Source organism: Rodentibacter sp. (assembly GCF_057314195.1).
The window spans coordinates 1-23592 of record NZ_DBHLAM010000043.1; the positions used below are offsets into that span (position 1 = coordinate 1).

General features: G+C 44.6%; 19 protein-coding genes. 18 read left to right on the forward strand and 1 reads right to left on the reverse strand.

Translation table 11 applies throughout. The annotated features are described in order from the left end of the window. On the forward strand, positions 1 to 1187 hold a 1187-nt coding region (locus ACO59Y_RS06005), incomplete at its 5' end, for a class I tRNA ligase family protein (protein WP_486131528.1). Positions 1188 to 1237: 50 nt separating this feature from the next. On the opposite strand, the gene ACO59Y_RS06010 is transcribed toward ACO59Y_RS06005, so the two are convergent. Then, positions 1238 to 1942 carry a YggS family pyridoxal phosphate-dependent enzyme gene (locus ACO59Y_RS06010; protein ID WP_486131530.1) on the reverse strand — a complete coding sequence of 235 codons (705 nt, stop codon included), beginning with the start codon at positions 1940 to 1942 and terminating at the stop codon, positions 1238 to 1240. A 311-nt stretch (positions 1943 to 2253) separates the two neighbouring features. Between ACO59Y_RS06010 and thrA the strand changes: the two genes are divergently transcribed. From thrA to ACO59Y_RS06095, 17 genes are all read left to right on the forward strand, one after another. Then, on the forward strand, positions 2254 to 4701 hold the full coding sequence (gene thrA / locus ACO59Y_RS06015) for a bifunctional aspartate kinase/homoserine dehydrogenase I (RefSeq protein ID WP_486131532.1): 2448 nt from the start codon (positions 2254 to 2256) through the stop codon (positions 4699 to 4701). 23 nt (positions 4702 to 4724) lie between these two features. Further along, entirely contained in the window at positions 4725 to 5669 is a 945-nt protein-coding gene (thrB, locus tag ACO59Y_RS06020; protein ID WP_486131534.1) for a homoserine kinase, read from the forward strand. A gap of 720 nt (positions 5670 to 6389) precedes the next feature. Next, positions 6390 to 7664, forward strand: a complete 1275-nt coding sequence (gene thrC / locus ACO59Y_RS06025; protein WP_486131536.1) for a threonine synthase — start codon at positions 6390 to 6392, stop codon at positions 7662 to 7664. 337 nt (positions 7665 to 8001) lie between these two features. Next, positions 8002 to 8712 carry a 4'-phosphopantetheinyl transferase family protein gene (locus tag ACO59Y_RS06030; RefSeq protein WP_486131538.1) on the forward strand — a complete coding sequence of 237 codons (711 nt, stop codon included), beginning with the start codon at positions 8002 to 8004 and terminating at the stop codon, positions 8710 to 8712. Between the two features lie 167 nt (positions 8713 to 8879). Then, positions 8880 to 9338 carry a division/cell wall cluster transcriptional repressor MraZ gene (gene mraZ, locus ACO59Y_RS06035; protein WP_373603962.1) on the forward strand — a complete coding sequence of 153 codons (459 nt, stop codon included), beginning with the start codon at positions 8880 to 8882 and terminating at the stop codon, positions 9336 to 9338. A 91-nt stretch (positions 9339 to 9429) separates the two neighbouring features. After that, positions 9430 to 10395, forward strand: a complete 966-nt coding sequence (rsmH, locus tag ACO59Y_RS06040; protein ID WP_486131540.1) for a 16S rRNA (cytosine(1402)-N(4))-methyltransferase RsmH — start codon at positions 9430 to 9432, stop codon at positions 10393 to 10395. An 8-nt stretch (positions 10396 to 10403) separates the two neighbouring features. Continuing rightward, the gene (gene ftsL / locus ACO59Y_RS06045) at positions 10404 to 10724 is read left to right on the forward strand and encodes a cell division protein FtsL (RefSeq protein WP_486131542.1); all 321 of its coding nucleotides are present in this window, start codon (positions 10404 to 10406) and stop codon (positions 10722 to 10724) included. A gap of 39 nt (positions 10725 to 10763) precedes the next feature. Further along, entirely contained in the window at positions 10764 to 12587 is a 1824-nt protein-coding gene (locus tag ACO59Y_RS06050; RefSeq protein ID WP_486131544.1) for a penicillin-binding transpeptidase domain-containing protein, read from the forward strand. Positions 12588 to 12596: 9 nt separating this feature from the next. Then, entirely contained in the window at positions 12597 to 14066 is a 1470-nt protein-coding gene (murE, locus tag ACO59Y_RS06055; protein WP_486131546.1) for a UDP-N-acetylmuramoyl-L-alanyl-D-glutamate--2,6-diaminopimelate ligase, read from the forward strand. Between the two features lie 15 nt (positions 14067 to 14081). Next, positions 14082 to 15455: a UDP-N-acetylmuramoyl-tripeptide--D-alanyl-D-alanine ligase gene (murF, locus tag ACO59Y_RS06060; protein WP_486131548.1), complete on the forward strand. Its 1374-nt coding sequence runs from the start codon at positions 14082 to 14084 to the stop codon at positions 15453 to 15455. After that, complete coding sequence (mraY, locus tag ACO59Y_RS06065) at positions 15449 to 16531, forward strand: phospho-N-acetylmuramoyl-pentapeptide-transferase (protein WP_373603968.1); 1083 nt, start codon at positions 15449 to 15451, stop codon at positions 16529 to 16531. Before murF ends, mraY begins: the two co-directional genes overlap by 7 nt. A gap of 265 nt (positions 16532 to 16796) precedes the next feature. After that, positions 16797 to 18110 carry a UDP-N-acetylmuramoyl-L-alanine--D-glutamate ligase gene (gene murD, locus ACO59Y_RS06070; protein WP_486131550.1) on the forward strand — a complete coding sequence of 438 codons (1314 nt, stop codon included), beginning with the start codon at positions 16797 to 16799 and terminating at the stop codon, positions 18108 to 18110. Positions 18111 to 18130: 20 nt separating this feature from the next. Further along, positions 18131 to 19315, forward strand: coding sequence for a putative lipid II flippase FtsW (gene ftsW / locus ACO59Y_RS06075; RefSeq protein WP_373603970.1), 1185 nt, complete (start codon positions 18131 to 18133; stop codon positions 19313 to 19315). 8 nt (positions 19316 to 19323) lie between these two features. Next, positions 19324 to 20379, forward strand: a complete 1056-nt coding sequence (gene murG, locus ACO59Y_RS06080; protein WP_486131553.1) for an undecaprenyldiphospho-muramoylpentapeptide beta-N-acetylglucosaminyltransferase — start codon at positions 19324 to 19326, stop codon at positions 20377 to 20379. 76 nt (positions 20380 to 20455) lie between these two features. Continuing rightward, positions 20456 to 21883, forward strand: a complete 1428-nt coding sequence (murC, locus tag ACO59Y_RS06085) for a UDP-N-acetylmuramate--L-alanine ligase (RefSeq protein ID WP_486131555.1) — start codon at positions 20456 to 20458, stop codon at positions 21881 to 21883. A gap of 20 nt (positions 21884 to 21903) precedes the next feature. Then, entirely contained in the window at positions 21904 to 22824 is a 921-nt protein-coding gene (locus ACO59Y_RS06090) for a D-alanine--D-alanine ligase (protein ID WP_373603973.1), read from the forward strand. Continuing rightward, positions 22824 to 23588: a cell division protein FtsQ/DivIB gene (locus ACO59Y_RS06095; RefSeq protein ID WP_486131557.1), complete on the forward strand. Its 765-nt coding sequence runs from the start codon at positions 22824 to 22826 to the stop codon at positions 23586 to 23588. The genes ACO59Y_RS06090 and ACO59Y_RS06095 overlap by 1 nt, the downstream gene beginning before the upstream one ends. The last annotated feature ends 4 nt before the right edge of the window (positions 23589 to 23592 follow it).

The window sequence follows — 23592 nt, forward strand, 5'->3', positions numbered from 1 at the left end:
AAATGTCGAAATCGAAAGGTAACGTGCTTGACCCAATCGATATGATTGACGGTATTAGCCTTGAAGATTTACTTGAAAAACGCACCGGCAACATGATGCAGCCACAATTAGCAGAGAAAATTGCTAAAGCAACGCGTAAAGAATTTGTGGACGGTATCGCAGCTCATGGTACTGACGCATTACGTTTCACATTAGCCGCATTGGCTTCAAACGGTCGTGATATCAACTGGGATATGAAACGCCTAGAAGGTTACCGCAATTTCTGTAATAAATTATGGAATGCAAGCCGTTTCGTTCTTACGAATGAAAAATTAGATTTAAGCCAAGGCGAAATTGAATTCTCCGTGGCAGACCGTTGGATTCAATCCGAATTTAATCGCACAGTAGAAACGTTCCGTAGCGCATTAAGCCAATACCGTTTCGACCTTTGTGCCAATGCGATTTATGAATTCACCTGGAACCAATTCTGTGACTGGTACTTAGAACTCACCAAACCGGTATTTGCCAACGGTAACGCAGCGCAAATTCGTGCGGCAAGCCAAACTTTGGTTCATGTGTTGGAAAAATTGTTGCGTTTAGCGCACCCGCTCATGCCATTTATTACCGAAGAAATTTGGCAAAAAGTGAAAGGTTTCATGGGTATCACAGCAGATAGCATCATGTTGCAACCTTTCCCTCGCATCGAAGAAAACGCGTTTGATGCCGAGGCTGAAACAGAGATCAATTGGCTTAAAGAAGTGATTGTTGCTGTGCGTAACATCCGTGCCGAGAGCAACATTGCACCAAGCAAAGGCCTCGATCTGTTATTCCGTAATATTCCAGCCGATGAGCAAAAAATACTGGAAAAACAGACCGCACTTTTACAAGCGATGGCGAAGTTAGACAATGTCAGCGTGCTTAAAGAGGGCGAACAAGCGCCGTTAGCAGTGGCGAAGTTAGTCGGTAACACCGAAATCCTCGTGCCGATGGCAGGTTTCATCAACAAAGAAGCCGAGCTTGCCCGTTTAACTAAAGAGATTGAAAAATATCAAAACGAAGTTAAACGCATTGAAAGCAAACTCAGCAACGAAGCCTTCGTCGCCAAAGCCCCAGAAGCGGTTATCGCCAAAGAACGCGAAAAACAAGCCGAATACCAATCCGGATTAGAAAAAATTCGTGAGCAGTATAAGGCGATTGAGGCGCTTTAATTCATTCGTAAAAAAACGCCGACTTCTGTCGGCGTTTTTGTTTTAGCAAATTATTTTTGTGCATAATCTCGTGCGCCAAAGATTGCTGTGCCGATGCGCACCATGGTGGAGCCGCATTTGATGGCGCTTGGCATATCGTCCGTCATGCCCATGGAAAGGGTGTCGATTGGCTGGGCGGGGAACGCCTGTTTTAGTTGTTCAAATAACGCTGCCATTTTTTTGAATGCGCTTTCTTGTTCGGCAATATTTTCCGTCGGTGCGGGAATTGCCATTAAGCCGCGCAGGCGTAAGTGCGGTAGATTTTCGATGTGTTTTGCCAAATTCAACATTTCGTGCGCTGAAATGCCCGATTTGGTTTCTTCATCGCTAATGTTAATTTGAATCAAAACATTTAGCGGCGCTTTGTCGGCGGGGCGTTGTTCATTTAAGCGGTCGGCAATTTTGGCGCGCTCTAAGGTTTGCATCCAATCGAAATGTTCCGCGACCAAACGGGTTTTGTTGGATTGTAGCGGGCCGATAAAATGCCATTCCAATTGAAGGCCTTGCGCTTGGAAATATTGAATTTTATCCACGCCTTCTTGAACGTAATTTTCGCCGAATGCACTTTGGCCTGCCTCGAATGCGGTGCTAATCTCGGCAACCGATTTAGTTTTAGACACTGCCAGTAATCGAACCGCATTGGAGGCGCGTCCCGCCTGTTGGCAAGCGGCTTCAATGCGGTGCTGAATGCGCAGTATGTTTTGTTGAATATTCATTGGCTGCTCCTTTAAAAAAATGCGCTCAGTTTACACGAAATCTTTTGGCTTGAGAAAATTTCTCCCGATTTGCGGATTTTCCGTTTGACAAGCCCTTGGATTTTCGGTATTTCTAAGCGCATTCTTTTTTACAGCAACAATAAGATGAAAAATCAACGCATTCTCGCCGTAACCATTACGACCATTATTACCATGACGATGCTCAATGGCGCGGGTTAGTGCATAAAAAACAGAATATCGAAAACCCGCAATTCACTTGAATGCGGGTTTTTTTGATCATTTTAAGAACACAATATCTAGGAGAATCAATTATGCGCGTATTAAAATTCGGCGGTACTTCGCTGGCCAATCCGGAACGTTTTTCCCAAGCGGCGAAACTGATCGAGCGAGCTCATTTGGAAGAACAGGCGGCCGGCGTATTATCGGCACCGGCGAAAATCACCAATCATCTCGTCGCCCTTTCCGAAAAAGCCGCTTTAAATCAACCTACCGATTCCCATTTCAACGAAGCCATCGATATTTTCTATAACATTATCAACGGATTACATGCCGAAAATAACAAATTTGATCTTGCTGGCACAAAGGCTCTGGTTGACGCTGAATTCGCGCAAATTAAAGATTTATTGGAAGAAATTCGCCAAGCCGGCAAAGTGAGCGATGCGGTGAAAGCGACCATTGATTGTCGCGGCGAAAAATTATCTATCGCGATGATGAAAGCCTGGTTTGAAGCCCGTGGTTATAGCGTGCATATTGTGGATCCGGTGAAACAATTATTGGCGAAAGGCGGTTATTTGGAATCTTCCGTAGAAATCGCGGAATCCACTAAGCGTGTGGATGCGGCAAGTATTGCAAAAGATAAAGTGGTGCTCATGGCGGGCTTTACCGCTGGTAATGAAAACGGCGAGTTAGTGTTGCTCGGCCGTAATGGCTCTGATTATTCCGCCGCTTGTTTAGCCGCTTGTTTAGGTGCGAGCGTGTGTGAAATTTGGACGGATGTGGACGGCGTTTATACTTGCGATCCGCGTTTGGTGCCGGATGCCCGTTTATTGCCAAGCCTTTCTTATCGCGAAGCGATGGAGCTTTCTTATTTCGGTGCAAAAGTGATTCACCCGCGCACCATCGGCCCGTTACTACCGCAAAAAATTCCTTGCGTAATTAAAAATACCGGTAATCCGTCGGCGCCCGGCTCGATTATCGACGGCAATGTAAAATCGGAAGGTTTGCAAGTAAAAGGTATCACTAACTTAGATAACTTGGCGATGTTTAATGTGTCCGGCCCGGGTATGCAAGGCATGGTGGGTATGGCGTCGCGCGTGTTTTCTGCGATGTCGAGCGCCGGTATTTCGGTGATTTTAATTACTCAATCTTCTTCCGAATATAGCATTAGTTTCTGTGTGCCGGTGAAATCCGCCGAAGCGGCCAAAGCGGTGCTGGAAAGCGAGTTCGCCGACGAGCTAAACGAACATCAGTTAGAGCCGATTGATGTAATTAAAGATATGTCGATTATTTCGGTTGTCGGCGACGGAATGAAGGAAGCCAAAGGCATTGCGGCGCGTTTTTTCTCTGCTTTGGCGCAAGCAAATATCAGCATTGTGGCGATTGCGCAAGGTTCCAGCGAACGTTCCATTTCCGCTGTGGTGCCGCAAAATAAAGCCATTGAAGCCGTGAAAGCGACACACCAAGCGCTTTTTAATAAAAAGAAAGTGGTGGATATGTTTTTAGTTGGCGTCGGTGGCGTTGGCGCGGAATTAATCGAACAAATTAAACGCCAAAAGGAGTACTTGGCGAAGAAGGACGTTGAAATTCGCGTTTGCGCCATCGCCAATTCTAATCGCATGTTGTTGGATGAAAACGGCTTGAATTTGGACGATTGGAAAACCGATTTGGAAAATGCGACACAACCGTCGGATTTCGATGTGTTACTTTCTTTCATTAAATTGCATCATGTGGTGAATCCGGTGTTTGTAGATTGTACTTCAGCAGAATCGGTGGCAGGGCTTTATGCGCGCGCGTTAAAAGAAGGTTTCCATGTGGTAACACCAAACAAAAAAGCGAACACACGTGAGTTGGCGTATTACCATGAATTACGTCGCAATGCCCAAGCCGGTCAGCATAAATTCTTATACGAAACCAATGTGGGCGCAGGCTTGCCGGTGATTGAAAATCTGCAAAACTTGCTTGCTGCAGGCGATGAATTAGAGCATTTTGAAGGGATTTTATCCGGCTCGCTTTCTTTCATTTTCGGTAAATTGGAAGAAGGACTTTCTCTTTCAGAAGTGACCGCACTTGCGCGCGAAAAAGGTTTTACCGAACCGGATCCGCGCGATGATCTTTCCGGTCAGGATGTAGCGCGTAAGTTGTTAATTTTGGCACGTGAAGCGGGGCTTGAACTTGAGCTTTCCGATGTGGAAGTCGAAGGTGTATTGCCGAAAGGTTTTGCCGAAGGTAAATCTACCGAAGAATTTATGGCGCTGTTGCCGCAGCTGGATGAAGAATTTAAAGCGCGTGTCGATGCGGCTAAAGCGGAAGGCAAAGTGTTGCGTTACGTAGGGCAAATCACTGGCGGCAAATGTATCGTGTCTATCGTTGCGGTGGATCAAAATAACCCGCTTTACAAAGTGAAAGATGGCGAAAATGCTCTGGCATTCTACACTCGCTATTACCAACCGATTCCGCTATTATTACGCGGCTACGGCGCGGGCAATGCGGTAACCGCTGCAGGCATTTTCGCTGATATTTTAAGAACATTACAACATTAATCCGACATTAATAGAGGCTTCCGATGTTAAGAATTTATGCACCGGCATCCAGCGCAAACATCAGCGTAGGCTTTGATACATTGGGGGCGGCGATTTCCCCGATTGACGGCTCGTTATTAGGCGACGTGGTTCAAATCGAATCTATCGCTGGCGGTTTTGAACTGGAAAGTGCAGGCTATTTTGTCCGCAAATTACCGAAAGAACCGCAAAAAAACATTGTGTATCAAGCTTATGTGTTATTTGGCGAACAATTAAAATTACGCGGCGGACAACTCAAACCGTTGCGTTTAACCCTCGAAAAAAATATGCCGATTGGCTCCGGCTTAGGTTCTAGCGCGTGTTCTATCGTGGCAGCATTAGTGGCATTGAATCAGTTCCACGACGAGCCTTTCTCCAAAATGGAATTGCTCGAAATGATGGGCGAATTGGAAGGCAGAATTTCCGGTTCTATTCATTACGATAACGTGGCGCCTTGTTATCTTGGCGGCGTGCAATTTATGGTGCAATCGCTCGGTAACATCTGCCAAAAATTGCCTTTTTTCGATAATTGGTATTGGGTTTTGGCCTACCCGGGCATTGAAGTTTCTACTGCCGAAGCCCGCGCGATTTTGCCGAAAAGTTACACGCGCCAGGACGTGATCGCGCATGGACGCCATTTAGGCGGTTTTGTTCACGCGTGCCACACCCATCAAGAAAATCTCGCGGCCATTATGATGAAAGACGTGATCGCCGAACCATACCGTGAATCTCTACTGCCAAATTATGCCGAAGTCAAACAGGCAACCCGCGATTTAGGCGCGCTGGCAACAGGTATTTCAGGCTCCGGCCCGACAATTTTCTCTATTGCACCAGATTTACAGACTGCAACCAAACTCGCCACTTATTTAGAGAATCATTATTTGCAGAATAATGAGGGGTTTGTGTATGTGTGTAAGGTGGATAATGAGGGGGCAAGGGCGTTAGGCTAATGGGGTTTCGCACTTTATTTTCAATAAAGTGCGAGTTACTTTTCTTTGCTTCGCCAAAGAAAAGTAACCAAAAGAAAGGCGACCCCGACTAAGCCACTTTTCCTTATTTCAATGTCATTTTTTTAACGCTAAATTTGTAAACTCGCTACGCTCAAACAGTACAAATTTAGCTAAAAATGACATTTCCATAAGGGCGTCTTACACGGGGACCCCGTTTTATCAGAGCGTCATTTGAAAAGTGCGGTTGGTTTTGAAAATTTTTATTTAAGAATTTATTCGTTTATTTTCTTCGTAAATTTTTTCTGCCACAAACGCTTGCGTTTGAACGTTGCTTTAGCAACGGCACGAAGTGCGAGCGAAGCGAGTAAATCTCCCCTTACCCCTCTTTGCTAAAGAGGGGGAATTAGTTAGATAAAAAAATCTTTTATAATTCACCGCACTTTAAATCGAAGAAAGAATTAGAGGGGCCCCATATAAATCGCCTTTGCGACTTGGCATTTTTAGCTAAATTTGTACTGTTTGAGCGTAGCGAGTTTACAAATTTAGCGTGAAGAAAATGACAACAAAGCAAAGACAGCGATTTAACTGGGGCGTGTTTTCTTTGCTTACTTTCTTTTACACGAGTAAAAGAAAGTAAGTCGCCATCGGCGAAACCCAATACCAAAATTACAAAAGAATTTAAACAGACAAAATCAAACATCAACTCAAAACGGATCAACCATGAACCTATACAACATCAAACACCCCGAACAACAAGTCTCCTTCTCCCAGGCTGTGCGTCAAGGACTCGGCAAAGATCAAGGCTTATTCTTCCCGGAAGTCTTACCGAAACTAGAAAATATCAATGAATTATTAGATCTCCCGCTCGTTGAACGCAGCCAAAAAATCCTTTCTGCGATTATCGGTGATGAAATCCCAACGGAAACCCTCAATGCGATGGTAAAAAACGCGTTTACTTTCCCTGCACCACTAGCGAAAGTGGAAGAGAATATTTACGCATTAGAATTATTCCACGGACCTACATTGGCGTTTAAAGATTTTGGCGGCCGTTTTATGGCGCAAGCCCTTGCGGCAGTGCGTGGCGATGGCAAAATCACGATTTTAACGGCGACATCGGGCGATACCGGTGCGGCGGTGGCGCACGCATTTTATGGTTTAGAAAATATCAACGTGGTGATTTTGTATCCGAAAGGCAAAATCAGTCCGCTACAAGAAAAATTGTTTTGCACCCTAGGCGGTAATATTCGCACCGTGGCAATTAACGGTGACTTTGATGCGTGCCAAGCGCTGGTTAAACAAGCCTTTGATGATGCGGAACTACGTGAAACGATTGGTTTGAACTCAGCAAATTCGATCAACATCAGCCGTTTACTGGCACAAATTTGTTACTATTTTGAAGCCGTAGCACAGTTACCAAAAGAAAAACGCGATAACCTGGTGGTTTCCGTGCCGAGTGGCAACTTCGGTAACTTAACTGCCGGCTTAATCGCAAAAACCTTAGGTTTGCCGATTAAACGTTTTATCGCGTCAACCAACGCCAATGACACCGTGCCACGTTATTTACAATCCGGTAACTGGGCGCCGAAAGCAACAGTCGCAACGCTTTCTAATGCGATGGACGTCAGCCGTCCGAACAACTGGCCGCGCGTAGAAGAATTATTCAAGCGCAATGGTTGGAATTTGGCAGATTTAGGTTCCGGTATGTTGACCGATGCGCAAACGGAAGAAACCTTAAAAGCAATGTATGCCGAAGGTTATGTGTGCGAACCGCACGGCGCGATTGCGTATCAGGTGTTGAAAGATCAACTCAAAGCGGGCGAAACCGGTATTTTCCTTTGCACTGCGCACCCGGCGAAATTTAAAGAATCGGTCGAGCGCATTCTTGGTTTGGAATTGCCGCTTCCGGAAGCCTTGGATAAACACAACAAATTGCCGTTGCTTTCTGATGAAATGGAGAATGATTTTGCGCAATTACGTGCTTATTTGTTGAAATAATCGTGTGATTGATTTTTGTCAATTAACAATGGAATGGGGCTTCGCGCCCCTTTTTTATTTCTTATCGGCTTCACCAAGCCTTGTTCAAATTCCGGTTTAAATTTTCACCTCATACTTATGGAAAACGGTGTTGGCTTTCTTTTTAGCCGCCCGCATTCAACACCTCAGCTACGCCCTTTCAATGCGGTGCTGTTTACATCGTTCGGCTTTTCAATGCGGTGCTTCTGGCGACGTTCATTTTTCATTAGCCCGAATATCCGCTGAAAAATTGGCTAATATTGGCGAGCGAAGGCTTTGTTACTATAATGACGCGACGTGAAATTTATTCAAATCCACTATGACCGTTTTGATCGCCTACGCCGATATTCGCCAACCTTTCCCTTTTGATGAAATTCCCGACGAGCTGGTTCCGGAAAAGCTGCGTCATTTGCCGGAAGGTAATGCGCGCGTACAGCAACGTCATCAATGCCGCCGTTTGGCTCATTTTTTATTGTGGCAACTATTAAAACGCGCGGAAAAACCGACTTCGTTGTTATCCGAAATCCACCGTACCGAAAGCGGTCGCCCTTATTTTCCGGCTGAGATGTTAGATTTTAATATGAGTCATTCGGGCGATTGGGTGGCGGTGATACTGAAAACGGAAAAAACGCAAAGTGTGGTCGGTATTGATATCGAATTTCCAAAAACACGCAATTTTCTTGCTTTAATGACGTATTTCTCGCCTCCCCACGAAGTAGCCTGGTTTCAAGCGCAAGAACATGCCGAAGCAGCGTTTTACCGCTGTTGGTGCTTACGCGAAGCGGTGCTGAAATCACAAGGCGCAGGCATTGTAAAATTATCGGAAGTGCATCATTTTCCATTAAAGAAACAAATTTTTTCGAACTATTGCCCCTCGGGTGAATTATTTTTTACCGAAGAATTGCCCTTTTATCTTGCGGCTTTTGCTAATCAACGGCAAAATTCATGGCGTGTTTATCATTGGAACGGCAAAAAATTAACGCCTAAAAAACTGAAATTTCCGCTTCGATATGAAGTGAATGAATGCTGAAAATCCTTGAGAGTCTCAAGGATTTTTTTTGTTTTTTAAATTTAGCTTCCTCCATATGGAATTGCTTGCAAGTTGGTTAGACAACCGATAAACTTACGAAAAGTGGTGGAAAGTGGCGAATAGTGGTAATTTCTGCCAAAATTTAATTTTTTAAAGGTTCTCTCAATATGTTTCGTGGTGCAGCGGCGGTAAATTTGGATTCAAAGGGGCGGGTAGCGATTCCTACCCGCTATCGCGCTGAAATTATTGAGAAAAATCAAGGACAAATGGTTTGTACCGTTGATATTCGTCAGCCTTGTTTATTGCTTTATCCGTTAGACGAATGGGAAAAAATCGAACAAAAACTCCTCGCGCTTTCTAATTTTGATCCTAATGCCCGTCGTTTACAACGCGTGATGCTTGGTTATGCCACCGAGTGCGAAATGGATGCTCAAGGTCGAATTTTATTAAGCGGCCCGTTACGCCAGCACGCAAAATTAGAAAAAGGTTTAATGTTGGTAGGGCAATTGAATAAATTTGAAATCTGGAGCGACACGGAATGGTACGCCCAAATTGATGAAGACATTGCCGTCGGCGGAAGTGCCGAATTTGCAATGGATGAAGATTTAAAAATGCTGTCATTATAACCGAACTGTTCACCGGAACCGCAGCACTAACAGCCGATGCGGTGCTGACATCGCATTACTTTTTTAATTTGTTTATTTCCGCATTTAAGTTATGACTACGCCAAATTCTTTTTCGTCGCCTGAACATATTACGGTTTTACTCCACGAAGCGGTGGACGGCTTGGCGTTGAAAGAAAATGGTGTTTATATCGACGGAACTTTCGGCCGCGGTGGCCATTCCCGCTTAATTCTTTCCAAACTTTCTCCAAACGGCCGTTTAATTGCTATTGACCGTGATCCTCGCGCTATCGCCGAAGCGCAAAAAATTCAAGATCCACGTTTTCAAATCGAACACAACAGTTTTTCTCATATTCCAGAAATTTGCGAAAAATTGGGTTTAGTGGGGAAAATCGATGGTATTTTGCTTGATTTAGGCGTTTCTTCTCCGCAGCTTGACGAAGCCGAACGAGGCTTTAGTTTTATGCAAGATGGTCCGCTTGATATGCGGATGGATACGACGCAAGGCTTGTCCGCTGCCGAGTGGCTGAAACAGGTTTGCTTAGAAGATTTGACTTGGGTGCTAAAGACCTTCGGTGAAGAACGGTTTGCCAAACGTATTGCGACAGCGATTGTGGAATACAATAAAAATGCGCTGAAAAATGGTGGCGAGTTTTTGTCCCGTACTGCGCAGCTTGCCGAACTTATTTCCAATGCGGTGCCGTTTAAAGACAAGCATAAACATCCGGCGACTCGGAGTTTCCAAGCAATTCGCATTTTTATCAATGCGGAATTGGATGAATTGGAAAGCGTACTTAGCACCGCATTGGAAATGCTTGCGCCGCAAGGACGTTTATCCGTTATTAGTTTCCATTCGTTAGAAGACAGAATGGTGAAACATTTTATGAAAAAACAAAGCAAAGGTGAGGAAATTCCAAAAGGTTTACCTTTGCGCGAAGATCAAATTCAACGTAACCGAAAATTAAAAATCATCGGTAAAGCGATTCAGCCGAGCGATGCTGAAATTCAAGCCAACCCGCGTGCAAGAAGTGCTGTATTACGTATTGCGGAACGTCTTTAGGATGAAAAATGTTAGAGAATAATGAACGTTATCCTTTACAAAATCTGTTAGTGGAAGATTTATTTTCATCAAATAAATTAATTGCGTTGTTATTAGTATTAATTCTAATTTCTGCGATGGGAACGATTTGGATTACCCATCAAACCCGCGGTTTAATTTCAACAAACGGCGAGCTTGTACTGCAACATCAGGCTTTGCAAGATGAATACCGTAATTTGCAATTGCAAGAAGCGACGGAAGGCGATAGTACAAGGGTTGAGTCAATCGCAATCAGAACCTTAAAAATGAAGCGTGTTGAAGGCGATCAAGAAGTTGTTATTTTAGAATAAAGATTAAATCGGCATAGTATTAATAGGATAGTCATTAAAATGGTTAAGTTTAATTCGTCAAAAAAATTGAATAAATCTAAAAAGACGATTCGAAAACTTGCAGCACCGACGGCGGCATTTAAAGCAAATAAGCCGAAAATGGTGTTTGAAAGATGTTTCTTGCGCAGCCGTTATCTTATCGCGAGCTGTTTTATTTTTTTGGGCTTGGGCGCTTTAGTGGCGCGTGCGGCTTACGTGCAATCCGTTAATTCCGACACGCTTTCCGGTGAGGCGGATAAGCGTTCCCTTCGTAAGGACGAAATTCTTTCCGTGCGTGGCTCCATTTTAGATCGTAATGGTCAATTGTTATCGGTGAGCGTACCGATGAACGCCGTGGTAGCCGATCCGAGAACGATTCTCAAAGAAGGTTCCTTGTCTGATAAAGAACGCGTGAAAGCGCTTGCCGAGGTGTTAGGGCTGAGCTACAGCGAGCTGGTTAAAAAAATCGAAAAAAATCCGAAATCCGGTTTCTTGTATTTGGCGCGCCAAGTGGAAGCCGGCAAAGCGCAATATGTTCGAGATCTGAAAATTAAAGGTATAGGCTTGGAAAACGAGCCTCGTCGTTTTTATCCGCGTGTGGAAGAAGCCGCGCACTTAATCGGTTATACAGATATTGACGGCAATGGTATCGAAGGGATTGAAAAAAGCTTCAATTCTTTATTAGTGGGCAAAGACGGCTCACGTTTAGTACGTAAAGACAAACGCGGAAATGTGGTGGAACATATTGCCGATCAGGAAAAATACGATGCGCAAGATGTAACTTTAAGCATTGATGAAAAATTACAATCGATGGTATATCGCGAGATTAAAAAAGCGGTTGCCGAAAATAACGCCGAGTCCGGTACGGCGGTGCTTGTGGATGTGCGCACGGGTGAAGTACTCGCTATGGCGAACGCGCCTTCTTATAACCCGAATAATCGCGATGGCGTGAAAGCCGAGCTTATGCGTAACCGTGCGATTACCGACGTGTTTGAGCCAGGCTCGACAGTAAAACCTTTTGTCGTTCTAACCGCCCTGCAACGCGGTGCCGCACGGCGTAATGAAATTATCAACACCGGTTCTTTCACCGTCAGCGGAAAAGAAATTGTGGATGTCGCACCGCGTCCGCAACAAACCTTAGACGAAATTTTAATCAACTCCAGTAACCGCGGCGTGAGTCGTTTGGCTTTGCGTATGCCGCCAAGTGCTTTAATGGATACCTACCAAGCTGCCGGTTTAGGTAAGCCGACGGATCTAGGCTTAATCGGCGAACAAGCCGGCTTATTAAATGCCAACCGTAAACGTTGGGCAGATATCGATCGCGCTACTGTGGCTTACGGTTACGGCATTACCGCCACTCCGTTACAAATGGCGCGCGCTTATGCAACACTCGGTAGTTTCGGCATTTATCGTCCGCTTTCAATTACTAAAGTCGATCCGCCGGTAATCGGTCAACGGGTTTTTTCCGAAAAAATTACTAAAGATATTGTCGGCATACTTGAAAAAGTAGCGATTAAAAATAAACGCGCGATGGTAGAGGGTTATCGCGTCGGCGTGAAAACCGGTACGGCGCGCAAAATCGAAAACGGTCGTTATGTGAATAAATATGTGGCATTTACCGCAGGTATCGCGCCAATTAGTGATCCGCGTTATGCCTTGGTGATTTTAATTAATGATCCGAAAGCGGGACAATATTACGGTGGCGCGGTTTCCGCACCGGTTTTTTCCAGCATTATGGGTTACGCTTTACGCGCCAATGGCGTTGCACCGGATGCCGAACCAACGGATAAAACCGCCAAACGTACGGTTCGTATAGCACCGCATCGAGCGGAGCGGGCGAATTAAGGAAAAATAATGAAAAGATTGACTGAGCTTTTTAATTTGCCCGCGCTTTCGAGCGATATTGAAATTAATCGATTGGTTTTAGATAGTCGAAAAGTCAAAAAGGGCGATCTTTTTGTGGCGGTAAAAGGCCATCAAATTGATGCGACACAGTTTATCGGCCAGGCCATTTCCGCCGGAGCCAGTGCGATTTTAGCCGAAACCGATTCGCCTGATGCGCACCTCAGCGTCGAATATTACCAACAAATACCGTTGATTTATTATTATCGTTTATCTGCCGACCTATCCGAAATCGCCGATAAGTTTTATGTTTCGCCCTCTAAAAAACTCACATTAGTCGGTGTAACCGGTACCAATGGAAAAACCACCGTTTCCCAATTATTAGCTCAATGGGCGCAACGCTTAGGCCACAGGGCCGCAGTGATGGGTACCATCGGCAACGGCCTATTGGGACAAATAGTCGAGGCCAAAAATACAACGGGGTCGGCCATTGAAATTCAATCTTCATTGGCTTCTTTCGTTAATGCCGGCGCGGATTTTGCCGCTATCGAGGTTTCTTCTCATGGGCTGGTTCAGCACCGCATTGAAGCTTTAAATTTTAACGCGGCGATTTTTACTAACTTAAGCCGCGATCATTTAGATTATCACGGTACCATGGAAGAATATGCCGAAGCGAAAAAACGTTTCTTTTTTGAACTTCAACCCGAACTACAAATTTTAAATGCCGATGATCCTATCGGTGCGCAATGGTTAAGTGAATTACCAAACGCCGTTGCGGTGAGTTGTAAAGCTGATTTCCAAGCGCATTCAAAACGCTATTTAAATGCCGTTTCCGTTCGTTTTAGCGGCGAAGGTACGCAGATTGATTTTGTATCCAACTGGGGAAATGGCACATTAAATAGCCCATTAATCGGTGCTTTTAATGTGACTAATTTGCTGCTTGCTATGGCGACTTTATTGGCTTTGGGCTATCCATTACATGATCTCATACATAGTGTTTCCGCTTTAAAAGGTGTATGCGGCAGAATGGAGGTGATTCAAGTAACGGGAAAACCAACGGTAATCGTCGATTACGCTCACACGCCGGATGCTTTGGAAAAAGCCTTAATCGCCGCACGTGAGCATTGCAATGGTAAATTATGGTGTGTGTTCGGGTGCGGTGGCGATCGGGATACAGGCAAACGTCCGTTAATGGCAAAAGTCGCGCAACAGTTCGCCGATATGATTGTGGTGACAAAAGATAATCCGCGCACCGAAGATCCGGATAAAATCGAAGCGGATATCGTTGCCGGTTTTAGCGATATGAATAACGTCGGCTTAATTCCCGATCGCGCGCAGGCCATTGAATTCGCAATTCAAGCCGCGTTTAAAAATGATCTGATTTTAATTGCCGGAAAAGGGCACGAAAATTATCAAATTATTGGCCATCAAATTTTGCACTTTTCCGATCAAGAAACCGCCTCATACTATTTAAATCAATAATCCTTAAACTTAAAAATGATTAACTTAACCACGCAACAACTTGCCCAAATTCTAAATGCTGTGCTTATCGGCGACGGACAAGTCGTTATCGAAAACATCAACACGGATACGCGCAAAGCGGTGCCGAATCATTTGTTTTTTGCCTTAAAAGGGATGAATTTCGACGCCCATCAATATCTCCCTCAAGCGATTGTGCAAGGCGCCGTCGCTTTAGTCGTGCAACAAGCGCAACCCGCCCTTGATGTGCCACAATTAGTGGTAAACGATACGCGTTTAGCGTTAGGGCAATTGGCCAAATGGTTGCGTGAAAAAATTAATCCGCGCACCGTGGCGATGACCGGTTCTTCTGGTAAAACCACCGTCAAAGAAATGACCGCTGGCATCTTACAACACACGGCCGGCGACGCCAATGCGGTGCTGTTTACCGAGGGCAATTTAAATAATGATATTGGCGTTCCGCTCACTTTGTTGCGCTTGAACGAAAAACATCGTTTTGCGGTCATTGAATTGGGGGCGAATCATCAAGGCGAAATTGACTACACGACGAAATTAGTTGAGCCCGATGCGGTGCTCATAAACAACATTGCGCCGGCGCACTTGGAGGGATTTGGTTCTTTAGAAGGTGTGGCGCGCGCGAAAGGTGAAATTTTCCGTGGTTTAACACCGAACGGCGTGGCGATCATTAATACGGAACATAATCAGTTGGCGATTTGGCAAAAAGAAATCGGCGGTCATCGGATTGAATATTTCAACGGGAAAGATTATTTCGCTAAAAATGTTCACTATTCAGAACAAGGTTCCACTTTTAGGTTAGTTTCACCGAAAGGCGAAATCGACATTAATTTGCCGTATTTAGGCGAACATAATGTCAAAAATGCTTTGGCGGCAAGCGCGCTTGCGATGAATGTTGGTGCCGATTTGGCGGATGTGAAAGCGGGACTTGAGCATCGCTCGCAAATGAAAGGCCGTTTATTTCCAATTCACGTGAACGATAAGTTGTTATTGTTGGATGATACATATAACGCCAATATGGATTCCATGAAAGCGGCGATTGATGTACTCAAAAATTATCAGGCGTTTCGTATTTTATGCGTGGGTGATATGAAAGAACTCGGTGTCAACTCCTCGGCGATTCATCGTCAAGTGGGTGCATACGCGAAAGCAGCAAAGCTTGATTTGGTTTGTTCTTTCGGAGATGAAAGCGCACATATTTCCGAGCAAGCTTTTGGCCGCCATTTTACCGATAAAACCCAGATGACGAATTTTTTGCTGCCGATTATTGAGGCGCAATTACAACAACATAACAACGTCGTGTTGCTAGGGAAAGGCTCGCGTTCAATGAAAATGGAAGATGTGATTTATTCATTAAAGGATAAAATTAAATGTTAGTTTGGTTAGCCGAATACCTTGTTCGTTACGAAACCGCATTTAATGCGATTTCTTATATTACCGTCCGCGCAATTTTGGCGCTATTGACCGCGCTGTTAATTTCTCTTTGGATTGGTCCGAAAGTGATCAAGCGTTTGCAAATTTTGAAATTTGGTCAAGAAGTACGCAACGATGGTCCGGAAAGCCATTTCGCCAAAAAAGGCACGCCGACTATGGGAGGCGTGATGATTTTATTCTCCATTGGCGTAAGCACTTTATTATGGGCAAATCTGGCTAATCCATACATTTGGATTTGTTTGTTCGTATTATTTGGCTACGGTGCTATCGGTTTTGTGGACGACTACCGCAAAATTACCCGCAAAAATACCGATGGTTTAATCGCACGCTGGAAATATTTCTGGATGTCGGTTGTGGCTTTGGCAGCGATTATTTGGCTTTACTGGCTCGGTCACGATACCGACGCAACGCGTTTAGTCCTCCCTTTCTTTAAAGACATCATGCCGCAACTTGGTTTGTTCTATATCGTTTTATCGTATTTTGTGATCGTCGGTACCGGCAATGCGGTGAATTTAACGGACGGCTTGGATGGCTTGGCCATTATGCCGACCGCATTGGTAGCCGGCGCGTTTGCTTTAATCGCTTGGGCGACGGGGAACATCAATTTTGCCGAATATTTGCATATCCCTTACATTAAACACAGTTCCGAAGTGGTTGTATTCTGCACCGCAATCGTGGGTGCCGGTCTCGGCTTTTTATGGTTTAACACCTATCCGGCGCAAGTATTTATGGGCGACGTGGGCTCGCTCGCCCTAGGCGGCGCTTTAGGCGTGGTGGCGATTTTGGTTCGGCAAGAATTTTTACTTGTGATTATGGGCGGCGTATTTGTCGTTGAAGCGCTTTCCGTCATTTTGCAAGTGGGCTCATACAAACTCCGTAAGCAACGCATTTTCCGCATGGCGCCGATTCACCATCACTTTGAATTAAAAGGCTGGCCGGAACCGAGAGTGATTATTCGATTTTGGATTATTTCGTTGATGTTGGTGTTGATGGGGTTGGTTACGCTTAAATTAAGATAGCGGGTTTGGCTCTTTCTAAAAGAAAAAGTATGGGTGATTTCCAGAAAATTTCGCGTTTATTATGGGTGAAAAGATATCCAAAAAACCTATCAAAAATCCACCGGAGTTTATCGCGAAATTACACAGCGGTTGTATAAAGCTTAAATGACCTCGCAAAACAGCACCGCATTGAAGCCACTTCCAATGCGGTGCTGTTTTGTGGTGTAAGCTCATACTCCGGATTTAAAAACTTAAACCGAATGTAACATTAAAAAGAAGAATTAAAATGACAAGCTTATATAAAAACAAAAATATCACCATCATCGGGCTCGGCAAAACCGGCTTATCTTGTATCGACTATCTTCAATCGCAAGGTGCAAATATCCGCGTCATCGATACCCGTCAAAATCCAAAAGGTGCGGATCAGCTGCCAAAAAATATTCCGTTACACATTGGCGGACTAAATCAACAATGGCTACTTGAAAGCGATATGATTGTAATTAGCCCGGGATTGGCGGTAAAAACACCGGAAATTCAGACAGCACTTTCCGCCGGCGTGGAAGTGGTCGGCGATATTGAATTGTTCTGTCGCGCGGCGGCCAAGCCGATCGTTGCGATTACCGGCTCTAACGGTAAAAGCACGGTAACCACGTTAGTTTATGAAATGGCTAAAGCAGCCGGCGTGAAAGTCGGGATGGGGGGCAATATCGGTATTCCGGCGCTTTCTTTGTTGAAGGAAGATTGTGATCTTTACGTGTTGGAGCTGTCTAGTTTTCAATTAGAAACCACTTATAGCCTGAAAGCCACAGCGGCAACGGTGCTCAATGTCACGGAAGATCATATGGATCGCTATGTCGATTTGGAAGATTACCGCCAAGCAAAATTGCGTATTTATCATAATGCACAAACGGCGGTGGTAAATAACGAAGATAAATTAACCTTCGGGGAAGGCGAAAATCAAGCCAAGCAAACAGTATGTTTTGCTGAGCACGATGCGGATTATCGATTAAAAATTGAAAACGGCAAACAATATTTAATGGCAAAAGACGAGGTGATTTTGCCTTGCGATGAAGCGACTTTGGTGGGGCGCCATAATTATATGAACATCTTGGCGAGCACCGCATTGGCGCAAGCGATAGGTATTGATTTAAATGCGATTCGCACAGCGTTGCGCCAATTTAAAGGATTGGATCATCGTTTTCAACTCGCTCATCAAGCTCACGGCGTGCGTTGGGTTAACGATTCTAAAGCCACCAATGTGGGCAGTACGGTCGCGGCGCTTGAAGGCCTGACGGTGGAAGGCAAACTTCATTTATTGCTAGGCGGCGATGGTAAAGGGGCAGATTTTTCTGAACTTGCCACTTTGATTAATCGGCCGAATATTATTTGTTATTGTTTTGGGCGCGACGGGGCACAGCTTGCTACGCTTTCTCCGCAAAGCCATTTATTTGACACAATGGAACAAGCCGTTGAATTTTTGCGTCCGGCACTAAGCGCGGGCGATATGGTATTATTGTCGCCCGCTTGCGCAAGCCTTGACCAATTCGCCTCTTTTGAAAAACGCGGTGAAGAATTTACGCGTTTGGCAAAATTAAGTTAACACTCGATATTTCTAGTGCAATGGAATTTATTCGAAAAATTAAACAAAGTCTTGATGACTGGAGCCGAATTACGCCGCATGGTTTATTGTATGACCGTGCGTTGTTTTGGCTTTTTGTGATTTTATTGATGATTGGTCTGATTGCCGTGACTTCGGCGTCAATTCCTTATAGTTCGCGTTTATTCAATGATGCTTTTTATTTTGCCAAACGCGATGCATTTTATGTGTTTTTATCTCTTTTAACCTGCTATTTCACGATGCAAATTTCCTCTCAACAGTGGGAAAAATGGCACGTGAAAATCTTTTTCTTAGCCATCGCGCTGCTCTTTGCTGTGCTGATTGTGGGCACCTCGGTAAACGGCGCGAAGCGTTGGATTTCTCTTGGTCTGTTGAATTTCCAACCGGCAGAATTTGCAAAATTAGCGTTAACTTGTTTCCTTGCCAGCTATTTCACCCGACGTTACGACGAAGTTCGAGCAAATAAGCTTAGCGCATTCAAACCCTTCATCGTAATGGGCAGTATGGGCGTATTTTTGCTAGTACAGCCTGACTTGGGAAGTACGGTGGTCTTGTTTGTTATTACCTTCAGTATGCTTTTTATCGTCGGCGCGAACTTTTGGCAGTTTATCGGCTTGATTGGAACAGGGGCTTTGCTTTTTGTCTGGTTGGTGCTTTCTGCCGCTTATCGTTTAAAACGATTTACCGGTTTTTTAGAGCCCTTTGAAGATCCTTACGGCACCGGTTTTCAGCTTACTAACTCGTTAATGGCATTTGGTCGCGGTGAAATTACCGGTGAAGGATTAGGCAATTCTATTCAAAAACTCGATTACTTGCCGGAAGCACACACCGATTTCATTATGGCGATTATCGGTGAAGAGTTTGGTTTTATCGGTATTTTTATAGTGGTGATATTACTCGGTTTGTTGGTTTTCCGCGCATTGAAAATCGGGCGCGAATCGTTACAACTTGAACAACGTTTTCGCGGTTTCTTTGCGCTTGGAATTAGTTTTTGGATTTTTTTTCAAGGTTTTGTGAATTTAGGCATGGCGCTCGGTATGTTGCCGACCAAAGGTCTGACTTTCCCGTTAGTCAGTTACGGCGGCTCTAGTATTATCATTATGTCGGCGACTATCGGAATTTTATTGCGTATTGATCACGAAAATCGCTTACAACGCGGCGGTCAAGCGCGTCTGCGTGATGAGTAGGAATAAAAATGAAAAATAAAAAATTATTAGTGATGGCGGGTGGTACAGGTGGACATGTGTTTCCCGCCATTGCCGTCGCACAACATTTGCAAGCGCAAGGCTGGGACATTTGCTGGCTCGGCACGAAAGATCGAATGGAAGCGCATTTGGTGCCGAAATATGGCATTCCGATTCGTTTCATTCAAATTTCAGGTTTGCGCGGCAAAGGAATCAAAGCTTTGCTCTGTGCGCCTTTTGCGATTTTACGCGCAGTACTTCAAGCAAAGAAAATTATTCAAGCGGAGCAGCCCAATGCGGTGCTCGGAATGGGGGGCTATGTTTCCGGTCCGGGCGGTGTGGCAGCGAAACTTTGTGGTGTGCCAATTATTTTGCACGAACAAAACGCCGTTGCCGGTCTAACTAACAAATGGTTGGCGAAAATTGCGACACGCGTTCTGCAAGCTTTTCCGAACGCCTTTAGCATGGCGGAAGTAGTGGGCAATCCGGTTCGTCAAGATTTATTTCGGATGCCAAGTCCGCCCGAACGTTTTGCCCAACGCGATGGAAAGTTACGTCTGCTAGTGGTAGGCGGAAGTCAAGGTGCACGCGTATTGAACCAAACTTTACCGAAAGTGGTCGCACAATTAACCGATAAACTGGAAGTCCGTCACCAAGTGGGGAAAGGCTCGCTAGAAAAGGTGATTGAACTTTACGGCGAATACGCGACGAATGTAACTATTACCGAATTTATTGAGGATATGGCGCAAGCTTATGCGTGGGCGGACGTGGTAATTTGTCGTTCCGGCGCATTGACCGTGTGCGAGCTCGCAGCCGTAGGTGCACCGGCGATTTTCGTGCCGTTTCAACATAAAGATCGTCAGCAATATTTGAATGCTAAATATTTAGCCGATGCGGGGGCGGCAAAAATCATCGAACAAGCGGATTTAACAGCGGAAATTTTGATTGATTATTTACGTAATTTTACCCGCAATGAGCTGTTACAAATGGCGCTAAAAGCAAAAGCGATGGCTACACCCCATTCTGCGCAACGAGTAGCAGATGTCATTATTGAGAACGCAAAATAATGTAAAAATCCTTTAGAAAAATTACTTGCGCTTTTACAATAAGTGGCAATGTTTTTAAGGGTTAAAAGGATAAAAAATGAAACATTCCCACGAAGAAATTAGAAAAATTATTCCTGAAATGCGTCGTGTGCAACAAATTCATTTCATCGGCATCGGTGGCGCCGGAATGAACGGAATTGCGGAAATTTTATTAAATGAAGGTTATCAAATTTCCGGTTCCGATATTGCCGACAGTGTGGTTACGCAACGTCTCGCGCAAGCCGGGGCGACGATTTTTATCGGTCATGCAGCGGAAAATATTGAAGGCGCGAGTGTGGTCGTGGTGTCCAGTGCGATTCACGAAGATAATCCGGAACTGATTGCGGCAAAGCAAAAACGTATTCCGGTAATTCAGCGCGCGCAGATGTTGGCGGAAATTATGCGTTTTCGTCATGGTATTGCGGTGGCCGGAACGCATGGTAAAACTACTACCACCGCGATGATTTCAATGATTTACACACAAGCAAAATTGGATCCGACTTTTGTTAATGGTGGTTTGGTGAAATCTGCCGGTAAAAATGCACATTTGGGTGCCAGCCGTTATTTAATTGCGGAAGCGGACGAAAGCGATGCGTCATTCTTACATTTGCAGCCGATGGTTTCCGTGGTAACGAATATGGAGCCGGATCATATGGATACTTACGAAGGCGATTTCGAGAAAATGAAAGCAACTTACGTAAAATTCCTGCATAATTTACCGTTCTACGGCTTAGCGGTGATGTGCGCCGATGATCCCGTTTTAATTGAACTTCTACCGAAAATCGGACGCCAAGTGATAACTTACGGTTTCGACGAACATGCCGACTACCGCATTGAAGATTACGAACAAACCGGTTTTCAAGGGCATTATACGGTGATTTGCCCGAACGGTGAGCGTATTAATGTGTTATTGAATGTGCCGGGTAAACATAATGCCTTAAATGCTACGGCGGCGCTTGCTGTGGCAAAGGAGGAAGGTATTGGTAACGCAGCGATTTTAGAGGCCCTTGCCGATTTCCAAGGTGCGGGACGTCGTTTCGACCAACTTGGTGAATTTATTCGTCCGAACGGTAAAGTGCGTTTAGTGGACGATTATGGTCATCATCCAACCGAAGTGGGGGTAACTATAAAAGCTGCGCGCGAAGGTTGGGGTGATAAACGTATTGTGATGATTTTCCAACCGCATCGTTACTCCCGTACTCGCGATTTATTCGACGATTTTGTACAGGTGCTTTCTCAAGTTGATGCGTTAATTATGTTGGATGTGTATGCGGCAGGCGAAACACCGATTGTAGGCGCGGATAGTAAAGCTCTTTGTCGTTCCATTCGTAATTTAGGCAAGGTTGATCCGATTTTGCTTTCCGATACGACACAGTTAGGCGAAGTGTTAGATCAAATTATCCAAGATGGCGATTTAATTTTGGCTCAAGGTGCGGGTAGTGTGAGTAAAATTTCACGCGGTTTAGCGGAATCTTGGAAAAATTAGAAGAATTAATAGGATAAAAAATGAATTTAAAACAAGAAAAAATTGCGGTGTTATTAGGCGGTACTTCGGCTGAACGTGAAGTGTCTTTAAATTCCGGCAATGCGGTGCTGGATGCGCTTTTGAATCAAGGTTACAACGCGCATCCGATTGATCCAAAAGAATATAATGTCGCGAATTTAAAAAATGACGGTTTTAATCGCGTGTTCAATATTTTGCACGGCCGCGGCGGCGAAGACGGTACGATGCAAGGTTTATTAGAACAAATCGGCTTACCTTACACCGGTTGTGGTGTATTGGCCTCCGCATTAACCATGGATAAAATGCGTACCAAAATGTTGTGGAAAGCTTTTGGTTTGCCGGTAGCGGAGATGGAGGTGATAACTCGTGAAACTTTTGCTCAACTTGATCCGCAAGCAATCGTAGCAAAATTAGGTTTGCCGTTAATGGTAAAACCTTCATTGGAAGGTTCAAGCGTCGGCTTGACCAAAGTGAAAGCGGAGAATGAACTAAAATCGGCAGTGGAATTTGCGCTTAAATTTGATAACACTATTTTAATTGAAGAATGGCTTTCCGGTGATGAATTAACGGTGCCGGTATTGGATGGGCAAGTGCTTCCTTCCATTCGTATCGTGCCTGAAGGGGAGTTTTACGATTACGAGGCAAAATATATTTCCGATAATACGCAATATTTTTGTCCGGCCGGTTTAACGCCGGAGCGTGAGCAAGAATTAGCAATATTGGTAAAACGCGCTTATGACGCAGTTGGCTGTCGTGGTTGGAGCCGCATTGACGTGATGTGCGATGCGAAAGGTGATTTCCGCTTGGTGGAAGTAAATACTAATCCGGGTATGACAAGCCATAGTTTATTTCCGAAGTCGGCGGCAATAGCGGGAATTTCTTTTAAACAACTCGTGGTGAAAATTTTGGAGTTGAGTGCGTAATGAATGTGCTAAAACGCAAAACGACGCAAAATATTCGATACGGCGAATCAAGGTTTAAGTATTTTTTACAGATTCGTTTGTTGATTGTGCTGTTGTGCGTTGGGTTGGCGTACTTTGTTTATTCAAACTGGCAAAATTGGTTGGAAAGCTTGGATTCGAAACCTATCAGCGCTTATGCTTTAGTGGGAAAAACGGAGTTTACTGATTACGCTGATGTACAAGATGTGTTGCTAAAAATGGGTACGCTGAAAGGATTTTGGGGACAGGACGTTAAAGCGATTCAAGAACGGCTTGAGAGTTTGCCTTGGGTGAAAGGCGCCGTAGTTCGTAAAGTTTGGCCGAATCGGTTAAGTATTTGGTTAACGGAATATATGCCGGTAGCTGTTTGGAACAACACAGAGTTTATCACGAAAGAGGGTACGGTTTTTCAATTACCGATGGAACGTCTGAAGAATAACACTTTACCTTATTTAGGCGGACCGAATTATCAAAGTTTAAAAGTGCTTGAGGCTTGGAACCAGATTTACGCAGATTTTAAAGCAAAGAATTTGAGTGTAAAGGGGATAACGATTGATGAGCGTGGCGCGTGGCAAGTTACCCTTGATAATGATATAGTACTAAAACTTGGACGTGGCGAATGGAAATCAAAGCTGGAACGTTTTGTGACGATTTATCCACAAATTGAAGTGCCGGAAGGTAAACGAATTGATTATATCGATTTGCGATATGCTGCTGGGGCAGCCGTCGGCATGGCGGATAAATAAAAAT

Bases quoted from the DNA above. Each gene is read 5' to 3' on its own strand.
- thrB (WP_486131534.1), top strand. From the start codon at position 4,725: ATGTTAAGAATTTATGCACCGGCATCCAGCGCAAACATCAGCGTAGGC.
- murD (WP_486131550.1), top strand. From the start codon at position 16,797: ATGACAAGCTTATATAAAAACAAAAATATCACCATCATCGGGCTCGGC.
- ACO59Y_RS06050 (WP_486131544.1), top strand. From the start codon at position 10,764: ATGGTTAAGTTTAATTCGTCAAAAAAATTGAATAAATCTAAAAAGACG.
- murG (WP_486131553.1), top strand. From the start codon at position 19,324: ATGAAAAATAAAAAATTATTAGTGATGGCGGGTGGTACAGGTGGACAT.
- thrC (WP_486131536.1), top strand. From the start codon at position 6,390: ATGAACCTATACAACATCAAACACCCCGAACAACAAGTCTCCTTCTCC.
- ftsW (WP_373603970.1), top strand. From the start codon at position 18,131: ATGGAATTTATTCGAAAAATTAAACAAAGTCTTGATGACTGGAGCCGA.
- ACO59Y_RS06010 (WP_486131530.1), bottom strand. From the start codon at position 1,942: ATGAATATTCAACAAAACATACTGCGCATTCAGCACCGCATTGAAGCC.
- murF (WP_486131548.1), top strand. From the start codon at position 14,082: ATGATTAACTTAACCACGCAACAACTTGCCCAAATTCTAAATGCTGTG.
- murC (WP_486131555.1), top strand. From the start codon at position 20,456: ATGAAACATTCCCACGAAGAAATTAGAAAAATTATTCCTGAAATGCGT.
- murE (WP_486131546.1), top strand. From the start codon at position 12,597: ATGAAAAGATTGACTGAGCTTTTTAATTTGCCCGCGCTTTCGAGCGAT.
- ACO59Y_RS06090 (WP_373603973.1), top strand. From the start codon at position 21,904: ATGAATTTAAAACAAGAAAAAATTGCGGTGTTATTAGGCGGTACTTCG.
- thrA (WP_486131532.1), top strand. From the start codon at position 2,254: ATGCGCGTATTAAAATTCGGCGGTACTTCGCTGGCCAATCCGGAACGT.
- ACO59Y_RS06030 (WP_486131538.1), top strand. From the start codon at position 8,002: ATGACCGTTTTGATCGCCTACGCCGATATTCGCCAACCTTTCCCTTTT.
- mraZ (WP_373603962.1), top strand. From the start codon at position 8,880: ATGTTTCGTGGTGCAGCGGCGGTAAATTTGGATTCAAAGGGGCGGGTA.
- ACO59Y_RS06095 (WP_486131557.1), top strand. From the start codon at position 22,824: ATGAATGTGCTAAAACGCAAAACGACGCAAAATATTCGATACGGCGAA.
- ftsL (WP_486131542.1), top strand. From the start codon at position 10,404: ATGTTAGAGAATAATGAACGTTATCCTTTACAAAATCTGTTAGTGGAA.
- rsmH (WP_486131540.1), top strand. From the start codon at position 9,430: ATGACTACGCCAAATTCTTTTTCGTCGCCTGAACATATTACGGTTTTA.
- mraY (WP_373603968.1), top strand. From the start codon at position 15,449: ATGTTAGTTTGGTTAGCCGAATACCTTGTTCGTTACGAAACCGCATTT.